This window comes from Hydrogenophaga sp. (assembly GCF_030651625.1).
Taxonomy (GTDB): domain Bacteria; phylum Pseudomonadota; class Gammaproteobacteria; order Burkholderiales; family Burkholderiaceae_C; genus Hydrogenophaga.
The window spans coordinates 107,313-125,236 of the sequence record NZ_JAUSCF010000024.1 but is presented as its reverse complement, the minus strand read 5'-3'; the positions used below and the strand labels follow the sequence as shown (position 1 = coordinate 125,236).

At 61.7% G+C, this 17,924-nt stretch carries 16 protein-coding genes; 6 read left to right on the top strand and 10 right to left on the bottom strand.

What is annotated here, in order from left to right; translation table 11 throughout:
• Positions 1–114: 114 nt before the first annotated feature.
• From Q7V46_RS11570 to Q7V46_RS11540, 7 genes are all read right to left on the bottom strand, one after another.
• Positions 115–885 (bottom strand): ABC transporter ATP-binding protein, encoded by a 771-nt coding sequence (locus Q7V46_RS11570; RefSeq protein ID WP_304913695.1) that lies wholly within the window; start codon positions 883–885, stop codon positions 115–117.
• Positions 886–897: 12 nt separating this feature from the next.
• Positions 898–1,995 carry a branched-chain amino acid ABC transporter permease gene (locus tag Q7V46_RS11565; protein WP_304913694.1) on the bottom strand — a complete coding sequence of 366 codons (1,098 nt, stop codon included), beginning with the start codon at positions 1,993–1,995 and terminating at the stop codon, positions 898–900.
• An 18-nt stretch (positions 1,996–2,013) separates the two neighbouring features.
• Positions 2,014–2,943, bottom strand: coding sequence for a branched-chain amino acid ABC transporter permease (locus Q7V46_RS11560; RefSeq protein WP_304913693.1), 930 nt, complete (start codon positions 2,941–2,943; stop codon positions 2,014–2,016).
• A 229-nt stretch (positions 2,944–3,172) separates the two neighbouring features.
• The gene (locus Q7V46_RS11555; protein WP_304913692.1) at positions 3,173–4,489 is read right to left on the bottom strand and encodes a replication-associated recombination protein A; all 1,317 of its coding nucleotides are present in this window, start codon (positions 4,487–4,489) and stop codon (positions 3,173–3,175) included.
• A gap of 13 nt (positions 4,490–4,502) precedes the next feature.
• Positions 4,503–5,141 (bottom strand): outer membrane lipoprotein chaperone LolA, encoded by a 639-nt coding sequence (lolA, locus tag Q7V46_RS11550; RefSeq protein WP_304913691.1) that lies wholly within the window; start codon positions 5,139–5,141, stop codon positions 4,503–4,505.
• 42 nt (positions 5,142–5,183) lie between these two features.
• A complete protein-coding gene (locus tag Q7V46_RS11545; RefSeq protein ID WP_304913690.1) occupies positions 5,184–7,544 on the bottom strand; it encodes a DNA translocase FtsK in 2,361 nt (786 codons plus the stop codon).
• A 110-nt stretch (positions 7,545–7,654) separates the two neighbouring features.
• Positions 7,655–8,329 carry a Crp/Fnr family transcriptional regulator gene (locus tag Q7V46_RS11540; protein ID WP_304913689.1) on the bottom strand — a complete coding sequence of 225 codons (675 nt, stop codon included), beginning with the start codon at positions 8,327–8,329 and terminating at the stop codon, positions 7,655–7,657.
• Between the two features lie 148 nt (positions 8,330–8,477).
• On the opposite strand from Q7V46_RS11540, the gene trxB reads away from it, so the two are divergent.
• The 3 genes from trxB (at position 8,478) to rpmG (ending at position 10,147) form a co-directional block, all read left to right on the top strand.
• Positions 8,478–9,419 (top strand): thioredoxin-disulfide reductase, encoded by a 942-nt coding sequence (trxB, locus tag Q7V46_RS11535; RefSeq protein ID WP_304913688.1) that lies wholly within the window; start codon positions 8,478–8,480, stop codon positions 9,417–9,419.
• 311 nt (positions 9,420–9,730) lie between these two features.
• A complete protein-coding gene (gene rpmB / locus Q7V46_RS11530; protein WP_056269541.1) occupies positions 9,731–9,964 on the top strand; it encodes a 50S ribosomal protein L28 in 234 nt (77 codons plus the stop codon).
• A gap of 12 nt (positions 9,965–9,976) precedes the next feature.
• A complete protein-coding gene (gene rpmG / locus Q7V46_RS11525; RefSeq protein WP_068173845.1) occupies positions 9,977–10,147 on the top strand; it encodes a 50S ribosomal protein L33 in 171 nt (56 codons plus the stop codon).
• Positions 10,148–10,519: 372 nt separating this feature from the next.
• On the opposite strand, the gene Q7V46_RS11520 is transcribed toward rpmG, so the two are convergent.
• The gene (locus Q7V46_RS11520; protein WP_304913687.1) at positions 10,520–11,743 is read right to left on the bottom strand and encodes a fatty acid desaturase; all 1,224 of its coding nucleotides are present in this window, start codon (positions 11,741–11,743) and stop codon (positions 10,520–10,522) included.
• 177 nt (positions 11,744–11,920) lie between these two features.
• Complete coding sequence (locus Q7V46_RS11515; RefSeq protein ID WP_304913686.1) at positions 11,921–13,189, bottom strand: RsmB/NOP family class I SAM-dependent RNA methyltransferase; 1,269 nt, start codon at positions 13,187–13,189, stop codon at positions 11,921–11,923.
• A gap of 198 nt (positions 13,190–13,387) precedes the next feature.
• Between Q7V46_RS11515 and Q7V46_RS11510 the strand changes: the two genes are divergently transcribed.
• Positions 13,388–15,007: a peptide chain release factor 3 gene (locus tag Q7V46_RS11510; RefSeq protein ID WP_304913685.1), complete on the top strand. Its 1,620-nt coding sequence runs from the start codon at positions 13,388–13,390 to the stop codon at positions 15,005–15,007.
• A gap of 201 nt (positions 15,008–15,208) precedes the next feature.
• On the opposite strand, the gene purN is transcribed toward Q7V46_RS11510, so the two are convergent.
• Entirely contained in the window at positions 15,209–15,823 is a 615-nt protein-coding gene (gene purN / locus Q7V46_RS11505) for a phosphoribosylglycinamide formyltransferase (protein ID WP_304913684.1), read from the bottom strand.
• A 14-nt stretch (positions 15,824–15,837) separates the two neighbouring features.
• Between purN and Q7V46_RS11500 the strand changes: the two genes are divergently transcribed.
• Positions 15,838–16,575: a YceH family protein gene (locus Q7V46_RS11500; RefSeq protein ID WP_370690334.1), complete on the top strand. Its 738-nt coding sequence runs from the start codon at positions 15,838–15,840 to the stop codon at positions 16,573–16,575.
• Positions 16,576–16,653: 78 nt separating this feature from the next.
• The gene (locus Q7V46_RS11495) at positions 16,654–17,835 is read left to right on the top strand and encodes an acyl-CoA dehydrogenase family protein (protein ID WP_304913683.1); all 1,182 of its coding nucleotides are present in this window, start codon (positions 16,654–16,656) and stop codon (positions 17,833–17,835) included.
• The last annotated feature ends 89 nt before the right edge of the window (positions 17,836–17,924 follow it).

Here is a 17,924-nt window from a genome sequence, read left to right as displayed (position 1 = left end):
TACTTCATCCGGCGCGAAATGTCCCCATCCAGAACATCGCGGAACCGGCTCCGCCGGGCCGCAGATGTTGCCCCCTTGAGGGGGTGACGCGAAGCGGCGCGGGGGTGGACCAAGTCAGCCTCCACCCGTGCCCAGATAGGCTTCGATCACCTTGGGATCGCGCTGCACCTCTGCCGGCGACCCGGTCGAGAGCTGCTTGCCGTAATCGAGCACGGTCACACGGTCGCACAGACCCATCACCAGCTTCACGTCGTGCTCGATCAGCAGGATGGTGCGGTTGTCTTTCCGGATCTGGTCGATCAGTTCCCGCAAAAGCACTTTTTCTGTGGCGTTCATGCCCGCAGCGGGTTCGTCCAGGGCAATGAGTTGCGGATCGGTGGCCAGTGCGCGTGCGATCTCAAGACGTCGCTGGTCACCATAGCTCAGCGTGCGCGACTTGTAGTCGGCGAACTTGCCGATGCCCACGTAGTTCAACAACTCGTGTGCGCGCTGGGCGATCTCGGCCTCCTCACGCTTGAACCCTGGCGTGCGAAGCATGGCCCCGATCAATCCCGAATGCGTGCGCACATGGCGCCCGACCATCACGTTTTCCAGCGCAGTCATTTCGGCGAACAGCCGGATGTTCTGGAACGTGCGTGCGATGCCCGCCTTGGCCACCTCGTGCACGGCCGAGGGCGTGTAAGGCTTGCCGGCCAGTTCAAACGAGCCGCTGTCAGGCGTGTAAAGGCCGGTCAGCACGTTGAAGAATGTGGTCTTGCCCGCGCCGTTGGGGCCGATCAGGCCGTAGACCTGGCCGCGCTTGATCTCGATGCCCACATCGCTCAGGGCCTGGAGACCACCGAAGCGCTTGGAGACGTTGGCGACTCTCAGAATGGTTTCAGACATGGTTCGCCTTCCTCACTTGCTCAGGGACTTGCCGTGCGAAGGCGAGGGCCACAGACCCTTCGGGCGCATCAACATGATGATGATCATTGCCAACGCAATCAGCAACTGGCGCAGGATCTCTGGGCCCAGGCGACCGTCTGTCATGGCGGTGAGCGGATGCGCCACATGGCGCAGCAACTCGGGCAAGCCTGCCAGTACCAGCGCACCCAGGATCACGCCCGGAATGTGGCCCAGGCCACCCAGCACCACCATGGCCACCACCATCACCGACTCCATCAGGATGAAGGACTCGGGATAGACACCGCGCATGAAGGACGCAAACAGGACGCCAGCCACGCCACCGAAAGTGGCGCTCATGCCGAACGCGGCCAGCTTGAGATTGCGGGTGTTCAGGCCCATGGCTTTGGCCGCAATTTCATCTTCGCGAATGGCCATCCAGGCGCGTCCGATGCGCGAGTCCTGCAACCGGTGGGCGATGACGATGGCCATCAGCACGAAGAACAGGATCAGGTAGTAATACAACGTCACCGGCTGGAAGGTGTAGCTCCAGTCGCCAAGCGACAGTGTCAATCGCTGACTCATGCTGTGCCCGAACACCGAGACCGCATCGATGTTGCTGATGCCCTTGGGCCCGTTGGTCAGGTTGATCGGACGGTCAAGGTTGAGCATGAAGATGCGCACAATCTCGCCGAAGCCCAGCGTGACGATGGCCAGGTAGTCGCCTCGCAACTTGAGCACCGGCGCGCCCAGTATGAGTCCGACCACCCCGGCCACGAAGCCGGCCAAGATCATCACCAGCCAGAAGTTCATGTGCAGGCCATTGGGAAACATGGCTGCGATGTAGGCAAAGTTTTCGCTCAGATGGGGCGATGCGAGCAAGCCGTACAGATAGGCCCCCACGGCAAAGAAGGCGATAAAGCCCAGATCCAGCAGCCCGGCGTAGCCGACCACGATGTTCAGGCCCAGGGCCAGCAACACATACAGCAAGGCCACATCGATGATGCGCACCCAGGAGTTGCTCCCGGTGGACTGCAGCACGATGGGCAGCAGCAGAAGGGCCAGGCCCAACGCCACGAACGCGATCAGTTTGAAGGCTTTGGAGTTCAGCATGAGGGTGCTCCTTACCGGTCAGGCTCGGTCGGCCACACGCTCCCCCAGCAGACCCGAAGGACGCAGGGTCAGCACCAGGGCCAGCACGATGAAGGCAAAGATGTCGGTGTACTGGCTGCCCAGGAAGCCGCCGGTGAGTTTGCCCAGATAGCCGGCGCCAAGCGCCTCGATCAACCCGAGCAGAACACCCCCGAGCACGGCACCTCCCAGATTACCGATGCCACCCATGACCGCGGCCACGAATGCCTTGAGACCGGGCATGAAGCCCATGGCGTGCTGCACCGTGCCGTAGTTGGATGCCCACATCACCCCGGCAATCGCCGCCAGCATGGCGCCGATGATGAAGGTGGCGGAGATCACCACGTCTGGACGGATGCCCATGAGCGCGGCCACCCGCGGGTTTTCGGCGGTGGCTCGCATGGCCCGCCCCAGGTTCGTGCGGTTGACCATCCACATCAACAACGCAAGCACGATCACGGTGGTGGCAAGGATGGCGATCTGCGTCACCGAGATCACGGCGCCGCCTATTTCGATGGGCTGACGCGAGAGCAGCGAGGGATAGGGCTTGGGATTCGGCTTCCAGATGATCATGGCGAGCGTCTGCAACAGGATCGACATGCCGATGGCCGTGATCAAAGGCGCCAGCCGGGGTGAGTTGCGCAATGGCCTGTAAGCCAGCTTTTCGATGCTGAAATTCAGCGCGGCGCAGACCACCATCGCAATGAGCGTGGCGACCACCAGCACCAGCCACAGCGGCATGCCCGGCGAGGCATCCCGCATCACACCGATGATCGTCCAGCTGGTGAGTGCACCCACCATGAGCACGTCGCCGTGGGCAAAATTGATCAGTCCAATGATGCCGTACACCATGGTGTAGCCCAAGGCCACCAGTGCATACATGCTGCCCAGCACCAGACCATTGATGATCTGCTGAAGCAATACGTCCATGAAGGTTCTCCGTGTGTTTGTCTGCCGCCCGATTCGTGATCAGACGGTCCGCTTCAACCTAGCAAAAAACCCGCCAGACTCGACCTTGTAACGGTGCAGACTGCGGGTTGGTGGGCGGATTGTAGCGACGCGACAAAGCAGTCCCCATGCGCGTAAGCCCTTAGCAGACACGGGTTTTCCCTAGAACGCGATCTCCGAAGTGGATTGCATCAGCACGACTGGCGATGCATTAGGAATTCTGATCGTTGCGTTTTTTAAGCTCTCGTAGCTTATCTGCGATGCGAATTTCCATGCCGCGCTCCACCGGTCGGTAAAAGCCCGGATCCGGCATGCCATCAGGCAGGTAGCGTTCGCCGGCTGCAAAACCATCGGCTTCATCATGGGCGTAGCGGTAGCCCTTGCCGTGGTCCAGCGCTTTCATGAGCCGGGTCGGCGCGTTGCGCAAATGCATGGGGACGGGTCGCGTACCGTCCTTTTTCACATACGCCCTGGCCTCGTTGTAGGCCTTGTAGACCGCGTTGGACTTCGGCGCTACGGCCAGGTACACCACGCACTCCGCCAAAGCCAGCTCACCCTCTGGTGTGCCAAGGCGTTCGTACACCTCTGCGGCGTCCAGTGCCATCCTGAGCGCACGCGGGTCGGCCAAGCCAATGTCTTCGCTGGCCATGCGGATGAATCGCCTGGCCATGTAGCGGGGGTCGGCGCCCCCATCGAGCATGCGAACGAACCAGTACAAGGCGGCGTCGGGGTCCGAGCCGCGCACGCTTTTGTGCAGTGCACTGATGGTGTCGTAGAACTGCTCACCGCCCTTGTCGTAGCGGCGCATGCGCTCGCCCAGCACACGCAGCAACCAGTCGTCGGTCACGGTCGCCAGTTGTTCGCTGGCCGCTGCCACGGCCAATGTCTCCAGCGTGTTGAGCAGCCGGCGGGCATCACCGTCGGCGTAGGCAATCAGGCGCCCGGCCGCTGCATCTGCCATGGGTGGCACTGCATCAATGCCCTGAGCCCGCTCGATGATCTGACGCAGGTCGCCCTCTGCCAGCGGCTGGAGCACGTAGACCGCCGCGCGTGACAGCAGCGCCGAATTCACTTCAAACGAAGGGTTTTCTGTGGTGGCGCCGATGAAGGTGAACAAGCCCGACTCCACATGAGGCAAAAAGGCGTCTTGTTGGCTCTTGTTGAAGCGGTGCACTTCGTCCACGAAAACGATGGTCCGCTGGGCCTCCAGACCGGTGCGCGCGCTTTCAGCACGTTCCACGGCCTCCCTGATGTCCTTGACACCACCCAGCACTGCGCTGATGGTGATGAACTGCGCATCAAATGCATCGGCCATCAGCCGTGCAATGGTCGTCTTGCCCACGCCCGGAGGGCCCCACAAAATGCAGCTGTGCGGCTGACCCGATTCAAATGCGAGCCGCAGTGCCATTCCCTCACCCAGCAGGTGCTGCTGCCCAATCACTTCACCCAGCACACGCGGCCGCAAGCGCTCGGCCAGTGGAGCATGAGCGAGCTGGGACGCAGCGCCCTTGGCGGGTGGGGATCTCACAAAAAGAGGGGCTTCAGGGGCGAATCACGTCCGCGCCGGGAGGAGGCTGGAACCGGAACTGCTCCGCCGTCAAGCGGGCATTGCCCTGCCAGCCGGTGAACGTAAGCACCGAGCGCTGCCCCAGGCTGTCTTCAATGTCCAGTACGGCCAGTTGCCCCAGCTTGAATCCCACCCGGACCATCTGGAGCTGGCCGTCGCGAGCCAGCGGGCGCGCTTCCAGCCACTCCATGCCGTCAAGCGCCGGGGCGGCCTTGAGCTCGAACACTTCGCCCAAGGCCCGCAGATCGGTGCCCGCAGCGATCAAGGCAGCGGGTGTGCTGCCCAGCACCTCCTGCTGCTTGCGTGCGGTCACTTGGTTGAGATCCACATCGAACAGCCACAAGGTTTCACCATCGGCGACGATGGTTTGCTCGAACGGCTTGGTGTATTCGAAGCGGAAGCGGTTCGGTCGCAGAAACTCGAAGCTCCCACTGGATGTTTTGCTGCGAGCCACGGACTCGCCCGCCCGCTTGGGCGATGTCACCACCTGGGTGAAACCGGAACGGGCGCTGCCGACTTCCTTGAGAAAACGCTCCAGGTCCTGAAGCCCATCGGCCTGAGCGGCCATTGAAGCCAGCGCAAACGCGCAGCCCGCCATAAAAGTTTTGATCATCTGCTTCAGATCGGTTTGCACCGACAAGGTTTCCTGCTGCGTTCAGTCTGAGCGCGATGGCACCAGAATGTCGCGCTGCCCACTGGAGGTCAGCGCACTGACCAGCCCAGCGTTCTCCATATCTTCCAGCAAACGCGCGGCGCGGTTGTAACCAATCTTGAGTTTGCGTTGCACATACGAAATGCTGGCTTTTCGGTCCTTGAGAACGATCTCCACCGCCTGGTCGTACAACGCATCCTTTTCACCACTGGAGGCGCCGGGTTCGCCAAACATGTCGCCACCTTCACCATCACCGACGCTGGACTCCAGCAAACCGTCGATGTAATTGGGCTCGCCGCCCTGTTCTTTCAGGTAGGCCACCACACGGTGCACTTCATCGTCACTCACAAACGCACCATGCACCCGAATCGGGAATCCCGTACCGGACGGCATGTAAAGCATGTCACCCATGCCCAGCAAACTCTCGGCACCCATCTGGTCGAGGATGGTGCGGCTGTCGATCTTGCTACTGACCTGGAACGACAGACGGGTGGGAATATTGGCCTTGATCAAGCCAGTGATCACGTCCACGCTGGGGCGCTGGGTGGCCAGAATCAAATGGATGCCCGCCGCCCTTGCCTTCTGGGCCAGGCGCGCGATCAGTTCCTCGATCTTCTTGCCCACCACCATCATCAGGTCGGCGAGCTCGTCGATCACCACCACGATGTAAGGCAGTCGCTCCAGCGGTTCGGGCTGCTCGGGGGTCAGGCTGAACGGGTTGCCGATGATTTCGCCGCGCGCATTGGCCTCATCGATCTTTACGTTATAGCCAGCCAGGTTGCGCACACCCAGCTTGCTCATGAGCTTGTAGCGCTTCTCCATTTCGGCCACGCACCAGTTCAAGCCGTTGGCCGCGTGCTTCATGTCGGTGACCACCGGTGCCAGCAGGTGTGGAATGCCTTCGTAGACGCTCATCTCCAGCATCTTGGGGTCGATCAGCAGCAGGCGCACATCCTTGGCATCGGCCTTGTAGAGCAGCGACAGGATCATGGCGTTGATACCGACCGACTTGCCCGATCCGGTGGTGCCGGCCACGAGACAATGCGGCATCTTGGCCAGATCGGCCACGATCGGCTGACCGCCGATGTCCTTGCCCAGTCCCATGGTCAGCAGCGACTTGGCGTCGTTGTAAACCTGTGAGCCCAGAATCTCACTGAGCTTGATCATCTGGCGCTTGGCGTTGGGCAGCTCGAGTGCCATCAGGTTCTTGCCCGGGATGGTTTCGATCACCCGGATGGAGACCAGCGAGAGCGACCGCGCCAGATCGCGCCCCAGGTTCACGATCTGTGAACCTTTCACACCCGTGGCAGGTTCGATTTCGTAGCGCGTGATCACAGGGCCTGGCGCGGCGGCCACGACCCGCACCTCCACCCCAAAGTCCTTGAGCTTCTTTTCGATCAGGCGGCTGGTCATCTCCAGCGTCTGGCTGTCGACACCGACCTGATGCAGTGGCGCGCTGTCCAGCAGATCCACCTGCGGCAGCTTGCTGTCGGGCATTTCGCTGAACAACGGCTTCTGCCGTTCCTTGGCCACCCGCTCGCTCTTGGGCACGTCCACCAGCGTGGGCTCGATCACCATGGGCGTGGGGTGGTGCTCTTCGCTCTCGACCCGTTCCACAGCCACCACCACTTCGCGTTCTCGCGCGGCCTGCTCACCGATGCGCTGATCCTCCACCGCCTCGCGTTTCTCACGGCGGGCTTCAAACCAGCCGTCCAGGGTATGCCCCACCACTTCGGCCCAATGTCCCCAGGAGAAGCGAAACACGCGCGGCAGGCAGAGCACCAGTATCGCCAGCATCAGAATGGTCGACCCGTTGAACCCCAGCCATTGCATGGCCACCGGGCCCAGGGCTTGCCCCAGCATGCCGCCTGCATGGCCTGGGAGCATGTCCTCGATGCGGTAGAGCCGGCTCCACTCCAATACCGCACTGGCGCACATCAGCGCCAGCAAGCCCAGCCAGAACAACACCCTGCGAACCCACGGCCGGTGCCATGGCCGGCCGCTGGCCGAAGCGTGCGTGGTATCACCCGAGTCAAGCCCCTGGTGGCCACGAATCCACCTGGCCAGACCCGATAACCAGGCGCGAAGACCAATGAAAAAACACCACCAGACCGAAAAGCCCAGCAAAAAATAGCTGCCGTCGGCGAGCAACGCGCCCAGGCGCCCCCCCCAGTTTCCTACCTCTGCCCGGGTACCTGTGGTGCTCCAGGAGGGGTCCGCCAGTGAATGGCTCAACAAGGCGAGCAACCAGAAAGCAAGCGCCGCAGCGCCGAGCACCAGACCAATTTCCTGCGTGAAACGGGGCACCCCAGGGGCAGACGCACTGGCGCGGTCAGCGTTGAGGGTGTTGAGTGAATAAGTCATAAGCCTCGTCGAAATGCAGAGGCAAGCTTACCCCAAGGTAGAGTGGATTCAGGTCGCGAAACGTTGCGACCCGACCGGGTCGCCTGGCACCGAGCCAGGCGGCTGCGGCGTCAACCCAGCGAGTTCAATCGCTCTTTGATCACCGTGCTGCCGTCCTCGCGCACCTCGATGAATCCACGCTCTTCCAGATCCTTCATGACGCGGCTGACCATCTCGCGGGAAGCGCCGATCATCTTGGCCACGTCCTGTCGGGACACACGGTCACGGATGGTCAACATACCGTCACTGCCAGTTTGCGCAAACTCCAGCAGGGCACGCGCCACACGGCCGTACACATCCATCAAAGCCAGCGACTCGATCTTGCGATCGGCATGACGCAAACGCTGTACCAACCCCTTCATCACCGCGTAGGCCATGGAGGTGTTTTCCGGCAGGCAACGGGCGAACTCCACCCGGCCCAGGATCAGCACGTCGGTCTGCACCTCCGCGCGCACAGTGGCCGAATGCGGCTGGTTGTCGATCAGGCTCATCTCTCCAATGTAGTCACCCGGATTCATGGTGGCCAGAATCACTTCCCGCCCACGGGTGTCCGTCGTCACCACGCGCGCACGCCCCGTCAACACAATGGCCAGGCAGTTCGACTTTTTACCTTGCTCAACAATGCATTCGCCACGCCGGTAACGGCGCTTGACCACCGAATCGGCAACGGCTTCCGCCTGAGCCTGGGTCAAAGTGGAGAACAGGGGAACCCTGCGAATCAGATCCAGATTGGACAGGATGGACATGCGTGTATTCCTTGTTGCGAATGGCGCGAAAAGCGCACTTTCATACAATCCAGCCACTGCCATCGCAACCAGGCGACGGCGCTCTATCGACAGCAATCCCCCCATACTCTAAACCACTGGCCCCATCCACCCTACAGGGCCCGCATCAATGAAGCACTCCAAAGTACTGATCCTCGGCTCCGGGCCCGCTGGCTACACCGCAGCCGTTTACGCCGCTCGCGCCAACCTGAACCCCGTGCTCATCACGGGCATAGCACAAGGTGGCCAGCTCATGACCACCACGGAGGTGGACAACTGGCCCGCCGACGTGGACGGCGTGCAGGGCCCAGACCTGATGCAGCGCTTTCTGGCCCATGCCGAGCGCTTCAAAACGGAAATCGTGTTTGACCACATTCACACGGTCGATTTTTCCAAACGACCTTTCGTGCTCAAGGGCGACAGCGGTGAATACAGTTGCGACGCACTCGTGATCGCCACCGGTGCATCGGCCAAGTACCTCGGCCTGCCATCTGAAGAAGCGTTCATGGGCAAAGGTGTCTCGGGCTGCGCCACCTGCGACGGTTTTTTCTACCGCAACGAAGTCTGTAGCGTGGTCGGTGGCGGCAACACGGCAGTGGAAGAGGCGCTCTACCTGTCCAACATCGCGAGCAAGGTTTACCTGGTGCATCGCCGCGACACGTTCAGGGCCGAGCCGATCATGATCGACAAGCTGATGGAAAAGGTGGCCACAGGCAAGATCGAACTCAAACTGCACAGCACGCTGGAAGAGGTGCTGGGTGACAACACGGGCGTGACCGGTGTGCGGTTGAGGAACGTGAAATCGGGTGAAACGGAAGACGTGCCGGTCAAGGGCTGCTTCATCGCCATCGGCCACAGCCCGAACACCGAATTGTTCAAAGGCCAACTGGAAATGAAAGACGGCTACATCGTGACCCGATCCGGCCTGCAAGGCATGGCCACCATGACCAGCGTGCCCGGCATCTTTGCGGCTGGGGACGTCCAGGACCATGTGTACCGCCAAGCCATCACCAGTGCCGGCACCGGGTGCATGGCGGCGCTTGATGCCCAGCGATTTCTGGAGAATTCGTAACCTCCCCCCGCCGCGCTGCGCGCGTCCCCCCTCCTCTGGCGCCTTCGGCTTGGGAGGGGGGCGGCACCTGCGGCCGGGCGAAGCCCGTTCCGCGGTGCCCCTTGAATGAGTCACCATGCTTCGGAGACCTGGCTGCTGCGGGCCGACTGGCGGTAGCCACATCTGTCGCATCGGGCTATAATGTGCGGCTTTGCTGCGATTTGGCCCATTGGGCTGTGCGTTGCAAATTCGGGTTACCGCCACCCTTTTTCTGGCGAGGTGAGGCCCCCATCGCTCGGGTGGCGGCCGTTTGACAATATCGGAGTGTCCTCATGGCACGCGTCTGCGACGTAACGGGCAAGAAGCCCATGGTCGGAAACAACGTTTCCCACGCCAACAACAAAACCAAGCGCCGGTTCCTGCCGAACCTGCAATACCGTCGTTTCTGGGTCGAGAGCGAAAACCGTTGGGTGCGTCTGCGCGTCTCCGGTGCCGCCCTGCGACTGATCGACAAAAACGGCATTGATGCCGTGCTCGCAGACCTGCGCGCACGCGGCCAGGCTTAAGGAGCACACACCATGGCAACCAAAGGCGGACGCGAAAAGATCAAGCTGGAATCCACTGCGGGTACCGGTCACTTCTACACCACCACCAAAAACAAGAAGACCACGCCCGAGAAGATGCTGATCAAGAAGTTTGATCCCAAGGCACGCAAGCACGTGGACTACAAGGAAATCAAGCTGAAGTGATTCGGCACAGGATCTCCTGACGGAAAAAGCCGCTGTCTTCACAGCGGCTTTTTTTCGCCTTGAGCCTTGAGCCTTGAGGATAGGCGGTCATGGCGTCGGGTCGTCAAAATCGGGGCGCAAATGGTCACCTGCGTCGCGCTCACTGGACCCACCCTCCGTGCTACGCACTGCGGGTCTGAGCGCCTTCGGAGCGGACGTGCATCGCATGCAACCACTGTGCTGTCTCGCCATGGTCATGGAACGCTGGCCACAAGAGGCATGCCCACCAGTACATGCTCGTTGCGCCCGAAGACCTTTCAAAGCGAATGGCGAAAAAAAACCACCTCGCAAGGTGGTTTTTTGGTTGGCAGGCCGCCACGCCTGCTCATCAACTCAGACCCGCGCGGAGCGGAGCTGAATGGAGAAATCGCGCAGAGCGACAATGCCGCTCTCTTCCGCCCGGCGACACCAGGCTTGCAAGTCAGCAGCCAGTTGTTCGCGCGTGGCATTTGTGCTGGACCACAAGGCGCGAAGCTCCTCACGCATGGTGATCATCTTGTCGAGCACCGGGTGCTCGGCGCGGGCCTGCGCCAGCTGCGGTCTTACCGCAGCAGGCACCTTGTCCTCGTCCCGGTGCAACCAACGACCGGCCACCTGAAGTGCCGACGCATCGCCACGGCGGGATTGCAGCGCAGCAATTTCTCTCTTGCATGCTGCCCGCATTTCACGCGCATAGCCGGCCATCACTTCGTAGCGGTTGGCAATGATGGCCTCCAGCGTCTTCTCGTCTGCCACCGGCTTCACGTCGCCAAATGACATCTTGGGCGGCAGCTTCTTGACGGTGGCCAGCCCCACCGACTTCAGGATGGTGATGTACATCCAGCCGATGTCGAATTCATAAGGCTTCACCGACAACTTGGCAGATGTCGGGTAGGTATGGTGGTTGTTATGCAGTTCTTCCCCACCGATCAGGATGCCCCACGGAGACACATTGGTGCTGGCATCGGCCGCCTCGAAGTTGCGGTAACCCCACCAGTGGCCAATGCCGTTGATGATGCCGGCCGCCGTGATGGGAATCCAGATCATCTGGATGGCCCAGACCGTCAGGCCGATCGCGCCGAAAAGCATGACGTTGATGATCAGCATGAGGCTGACACCCAACTTGGATCGACCGGTATACAGATGGCGCTCGATCCAGTCGTCAGGTGTGTTGTGGCCGTAACGCTCCAGGGTTTCCTGGTTCTTGGCTTCGCTGCGGTACAGCTCGCTGCCCTCGAAGAACACTTTCTTGATGCCGAACACCACCGGGCTGTGCGGATCCCCCTCGTGCTCGCACTTGGCGTGGTGCTTGCGGTGAATAGCCGTCCACTCCTTGGTGACCATGCCGGTGGTCAGCCAGAGCCAGAACCGGAAAAAATGCGAAGCAATGGGATGCAGATCCAGTGAACGGTGCGCCGAATGGCGGTGCAGGTAGATCGTGACGCTGGCGATGGTCACGTGCGCCAGAAGGAGCGCCACCAGAATGGCCTGCCACCAGCTCGCGCCGGTCAGGCCCTGGTCCAGAAACTGGATCAAACCGGTCCACAGGGCAGGGATCGCGGTATCGAATGCATTCATTGAAATCCTTGAGAGTCGCCCAACGATGGCGAGAGGCATCAGTTCACCCGCCCGACTGAATGGGCTTGATATCTCCTGATTTTACGAGGCCCGCCGCAAAACACCAACTGCAGATGGGACCGAAAGCGGGGCCAGATGTGGGAACTACTGATGCAGATCAGGTGTTTTGACCGGTTTTCAAGCTTTTTTCTGCCAGACGGCAGCGAAGAAGCCGTCCGTTCCCTGCCGATGGGGCCACAAGCGCAACCACTGGCGCTGCTCACCTGCGCAAAGCGATTCGGCACCAGGCACGTGCAAAGTTTCCAGCAAACCGGCCACAGGCACAGGGTCAAAGTTGGCGTGGGATTGGCCAAACGCTTCGCAAACGTCTTCGTTTTCAGCCTGAAGCAGACTGCAGGTGGCGTACACCAGGCGACCGCCTGGCTTGAGCAAGCGGGCGGCACTTTTCAGAATGGCCGTCTGCAACTGAGCTTGCGCGGCAACAGTTTCAGGGGTCTGCCGCCATTTCAGATCGGGGTTGCGGCGCAATGTGCCCAGACCGGAGCACGGCGCGTCCACCAGCACGCGGTCGATCTTGCCGGCCAGTCGCTTGATGCGGTCGTCCCGCTCGTGTGCGATGGCGAGCGGGTGCACATTCGAGAGTCCGCTGCGGGCCAGGCGGGGTTTGAGCGCATCGAGCCGGTGGCCAGAAGTGTCCATGGCATACAGGCGGCCGCTGTTGCGCATGGCCGCGCCGATCGCCAGTGTCTTGCCACCGGCACCCGCACAAAAATCGACCACCATTTCACCGCGCTTGGCATCCAGCAACAACGCCAGCAACTGCGAGCCTTCGTCCTGAACCTCCACGTCACCCTGGACAAAGGCCGGTACCTTGCTGAGGGACGGCTTGCCCCGAAGGCGGATTCCCAGAGGCGAATACGGCGTGGGCTCGCACACCAGGCCCGCCTGAACCAGTTCGCTCAGCACGGCCTCGCGCTTCTTTTTCAGGACATTGACACGCAAGTCCAAGGGCGCTGGCCGGTTCAGACTCTGCGCCAGTTCGTCGAATTCGGCACCCACCTGCGCGCGCAGCGCCACCGCCAGCCAATCGGGCAGGTTGTGGCGATGAGGCGCCAGCAGGTCGGCATCGGTCACCGCCAGGCAGGCATCCAGCCAATTTTTTTCAGCATCGGTGAGCGCACTCTTGAGGAAATCCCGGTCGCCTGGGAAAGCCAGTATCGCCAGCCGGCGCCACTTGGACCCGCTGCCCGAGCGCGCCAGCCATTCAAGCCTGAGGCGCTCGCGCAGGATGTTGAACACCGTATCGGAAAGCGTGGCTCGCTCGCGTGGGCCCAGCGACCGGTGCTCTCGAAAATAACGGGAAACCACAGCGTCGGCGGGGTGTTCGAACTTGAAAACCTGTTCAATCAGGTTCGCGGACTCTTCTATCAAGGCTTTGGGGTGCATAAGGTATTGTCGCCCCCCTGCGCCGTGGTCACCCGCCCGCCTGCGCCGCTTCGCGTCTTCCCCCCCAGGGGGACCACGCCCTTGGCCCGGCAAAGCCGTGCTTCGGCGTGTGCTGGACCAGTTACGCGCTCCGGTGGCTGGCTTGGCATTTGGGATTTGGGATTTGGGATTTGGGATGGCGCGGGATAATGGAGGGCTATGTCCGATATTTCCACCCAGGTGAAGCGTCGCCGCACGTTCGCCATCATTTCCCACCCCGACGCGGGTAAAACCACGCTCACCGAGAAACTGCTGCTGTTCTCGGGCGCCATCAACATCGCTGGCTCGGTCAAGGCGCGCAAGGCTGCGCGCCACGCCACGTCCGACTGGATGGAGATCGAGAAGCAGCGCGGCATTTCGGTGGCTTCGTCGGTGATGCAGATGGAATACCGCGACTGCGTGATCAACCTGCTCGACACACCCGGCCACCAGGACTTCTCTGAAGACACCTACCGGGTGCTCACCGCCGTGGACGCGGCATTGATGGTGATCGACGCGGGCAATGGTGTGGAACCGCAGACGCGGCGCCTGCTGCAGGTCTGCCGGGCGCGCAACACACCCATCCTGACCTTCGTGAACAAGATGGACCGCGAGGTGCAGGCCCCACTGGATCTGATGGACGAGATCGAGCGCGAACTCGGCATGACGGTGGTGCCCTTCACCTGGCCCGTGGGCATGGGCAAGACCTTCCGGGGCGTTTACGACCGCCGCGCCGACCAGATGCGCGTGTTCGCCGCCGGCGAAGATCGCCGGGGTGGCGACGAAGAAGTCATGCCAGGCCTGGACAACCCGCAGAGCCGCGAGCGATTTGGCTCAGAGTTTGAGCAGGCGCGCGAAGAACTGGAGCTGGTGGCGGGTGCGTCGCCCGCGTTCGACGAAGCCGATTTTCTGGCCGGAAAACAAACGCCCATGCTGTTTGGTTCGGCGGTCAACAACTTCGGCGTTCGCGAAGTGCTCGATGCATTGGTGGATCTGGCGCCTCCACCTGGCGAGCGCCCTGCCCTGCAGCGCGTGGTCAAGCCGGAAGAACCAAAGTTCACCGGCGTGGTGTTCAAGATCCAGGCCAACATGGACCCGGCACACCGCGACCGCATCGCCTTCGTGCGGCTGGCCAGCGGCCATTTTGTGCGCGGCATGAAACTCAAAGTGGTGCGCAGCGGGAAGGATCTGCGGCCGAACACCGTCGTGAGCTTTCTCTCTCAGCGACGCGAGCTGCTGGACGAGGCCTTTGCCGGCGACATCATCGGCATCCCCAACCATGGCGTGCTGCAGCTTGGTGACACCCTCACCGAAGGTGAGAACCTGCAGTTCACGGGCCTGCCCTTCTTCGCCCCGGAAATCATCCGCAGCGTGGAAGTGGCCGACCCCCTTCGGACCAAGCAGTTGCGCGCCGGTCTGACCCAGTTGGGTGAAGAAGGAGCCATTCAGGTGTTCCGCCCGGTCGCGGGCTCGGTGCTGCTGCTGGGCGCCGTAGGGCAGTTGCAGTTTGAAGTGGTGGCGCACCGGCTGGAGCACGAATACGGCGTGAAGGCCAGAATCATGGGCAGCCCTTACCAGGTGGCCCGCTGGGTGACCTGCGCACCGGAAGACGGCGGCGAAATCGAACTCAAGAAGTTCATCGATGCCAACAGCCACCGCGTGGCGCTGGACGCGGTGGACGCCCCGACCCTGCTGGTGGACCATGCCGCCACGCTGCGTGCGGTGGAGGCGAACTGGCCCAAGATCAGGTTCCACGCCATGCGGGAACACGCGGGTCTGGTGTTCGCAAAGGGCGTCTGATTAGGGTCTGTTCACACTGTTTTTCCAAGTGAGAATGGACTGGAAACAGTGTGAGCAGACCCTATGCCACTAGTGTCCTGTCCCGCAAATAACTTGCATATGAAACTGTGCCTTCACACCCATGGCTGCGTTGCAAATCCTCGCGATAGCACAGGCTATCGCTGCGGTTTGCGCCTTGCCCTGGGCGCGAATTCATCGGCTTCATTTCATGCAACTATTTGCGGGACAGCACACTAGCAGCCGCTCCACCGCTCGCGGGTAGATGATGTGTTCCTGCGTCAGCACCCGCGCGGCCAGCGCCTCTGCCGTGTCGCCCGGCAGCACGGGCACCACGGCCTGATCGAGGATCGCGCCGTGATCCAGTTCGCTGGTGACGCGGTGCACGGTGGCACCGGCAAAACGGCAGCCCATGTCGATGGCGCGCTGGTGGGTGTTCAATCCGGTGAATGCCGGCAACAGGCTCGGGTGAATGTTGACCAGCCGGTTTTCGTAGTGCTGAACGAATCCTGGCGTCAGAATGCGCATGAAGCCTGCGAGTACGACCAAGACGGGGCTGTAGGCGTCAATTTCGGCCATCAGGGCATGGTCGAAGGCTTCACGCTGCACAAACTGCCGGTGATCCACCACGGCCGACGGAATGCCTTCGCTGGCTGCCCACTCCAGTCCCTGGGCCGTGGCCCTGTTGCTGACCACCGCCGCCACCCTCGCGCCAAACCGTGCCGCCCATTGCCTTTCACGCGACGCCTGGACGATGGCTGCCATGTTGGAGCCGCCGCCAGAGATCAGAATCACGATGTTTTTGTTCACGCCAGACATGGCCGGGAAGTGTAATGACCTCAGACCTCACCCCCTTCAACTCAACGTCCCGCCCACGGGGACACGACTTTGGGCAACGGCCGCTGTCCGCCGCAGAAGCGCGGACTTTGGGCACACTGATGGAGAAAGCCCGCACGGTACCCGACAGCTACCCGCTCACGCTCAACACGCTGGTCACGGGCTGCAACCAGAAATCCAGCCGGGATCCGGTGATGCAACTGGCCGAAGCACAGGTGCTGGAGGCGCTGGACGGACTGCGCGCTGTGCACCTGGTGCTGGAGAGCAGCGGCAGCCGCGTCACCCGCTTTGAACACAACTTCATGCGCGCGGTCGCCGTGCCCGAGCAGTCAGCCGTGCTGCTGGGCATGCTGATGCTGAGGGGGCCACAAACAGCGGGTGAACTGCGACTCAACTCCGAACGGTGGTACAAATTTCTGGACATTGCGTCGGTTGACGCGTTCCTGGAAGAGCTGCAGGATCGCAGTGAAGATAAAGGCGGTCCACTGGTCGTGAAACTGCCCAGAGCGCCGGGCGCCAGGGAACAGCGGTGGGCGCACCTGCTCTGCGGTCCGGTGGATGCGGCGCTGCTTGCGCCGGGCCCATTCTCAGTCTCGGGGACTTCGGCCACGGAAGACGACGTGATCGCGCTCACGCGGAGGTTGTCTCAGCTGGAAGACACCGTGGCGACTTTGCAAGACCAGATGAAGAACCTGCATGAACAACTCGGCTTGTCGCAGCCCGGACAGGAATAAAACGAACGGTCGTGCCAAACTGCAGGGTGTTGTTCAATATGTCGTCACAAGCACGTGGCGGCCACCAGGAGACATCCCATGGATTTGGCATTCACGCCTGAAGAACAGGCGTTTCGCGAAGAGATCCGCGGCTGGGTCAAAGCCAACCTGCCAGCCGAAACCGCACAGAAGGTCCACAACGCCCTGCGACTGACGCGAGACGACTTGCAGGGCTGGGCGAAGATTCTGGGCAAAAAAGGCTGGCTGGGCTGGGGTTGGCCCAAGGAATTTGGCGGCCCGGGCTGGAACGCGGTGCAGAAACATCTGTTCGAAGAAGAATGCGCCCTCGCCGGTGCGCCGCGCGTGGTGCCCTTTGGCCCCGTGATGGTCGCCCCCGTCATCATGGCCTTCGGCAACAAGGAGCAGCAAGAGCGCTTTCTGCCCGGCATCGCCAGTGGCGAAGTCTGGTGGAGCCAGGGCTACAGCGAACCAGGGGCGGGATCCGACCTTGCTTCCGTGAAGTGCCGCGCCGAGCGCCAGGGTGACAAATACATCGTCAACGGCCAGAAGACTTGGACCACGCTGGGCCAGTACGGTGAATGGATCTTCTGTCTGGTCCGCACCAGCACCGAGGGCAAGCCACAAACCGGCATTTCCTTCCTGCTGATAGACATGTCGTCGCCTGGTGTGTCGGTGCGCCCCATCAAGTTGCTCGACGGCGAGTGCGAGGTCAACGAGGTGTGGTTCGACAACGTGGAAGTGCCAGCAGAAAACCTGATCGGCGAAGAAAACAAGGGCTGGACCTACGCCAAACACCTGCTCAGCCATGAGCGCACCAACATTGCGGATGTGAACCGCGCCAAGCGCGAACTGGAGCGACTCAAGCGCATTGCCAAGACCGAAGGCGTCTGGGACGACACGCGCTTCCGTGACCAGATCGCACTGCTGGAAGTGGACGTGGTGGCACTGGAAATGCTGGTGCTGCGCGTGCTCTCGGCCGAAAAGTCAGGCAAAAACTCGCTCGACATCGCCGGTCTGCTCAAGATCAAGGGCAGCGAAATCCAGCAGCGCTACACCGAACTGATGATGCTGGCCGCTGGCCCCTACAGCCTGCCCTTCATTGAAGAAGCAATGGAGGCCGGCTGGCAAGGCGACTTCCCTGGCGGCGTCGTGGCCAACGCGCCACTCGCCTCGACCTACTTCAACATGCGAAAGACCACCATCTACGGCGGCAGCAACGAAGTGCAGCGCAACATCGTCGCTCAGACGGTGCTTGGATAACTTCCGCTGCGGCGGCACCTGTCACAGCCCTGCAAGAAGCACAGCAATGCGCATTTGACAGGCACCGAAACAACGGCTTCAGGAGATAC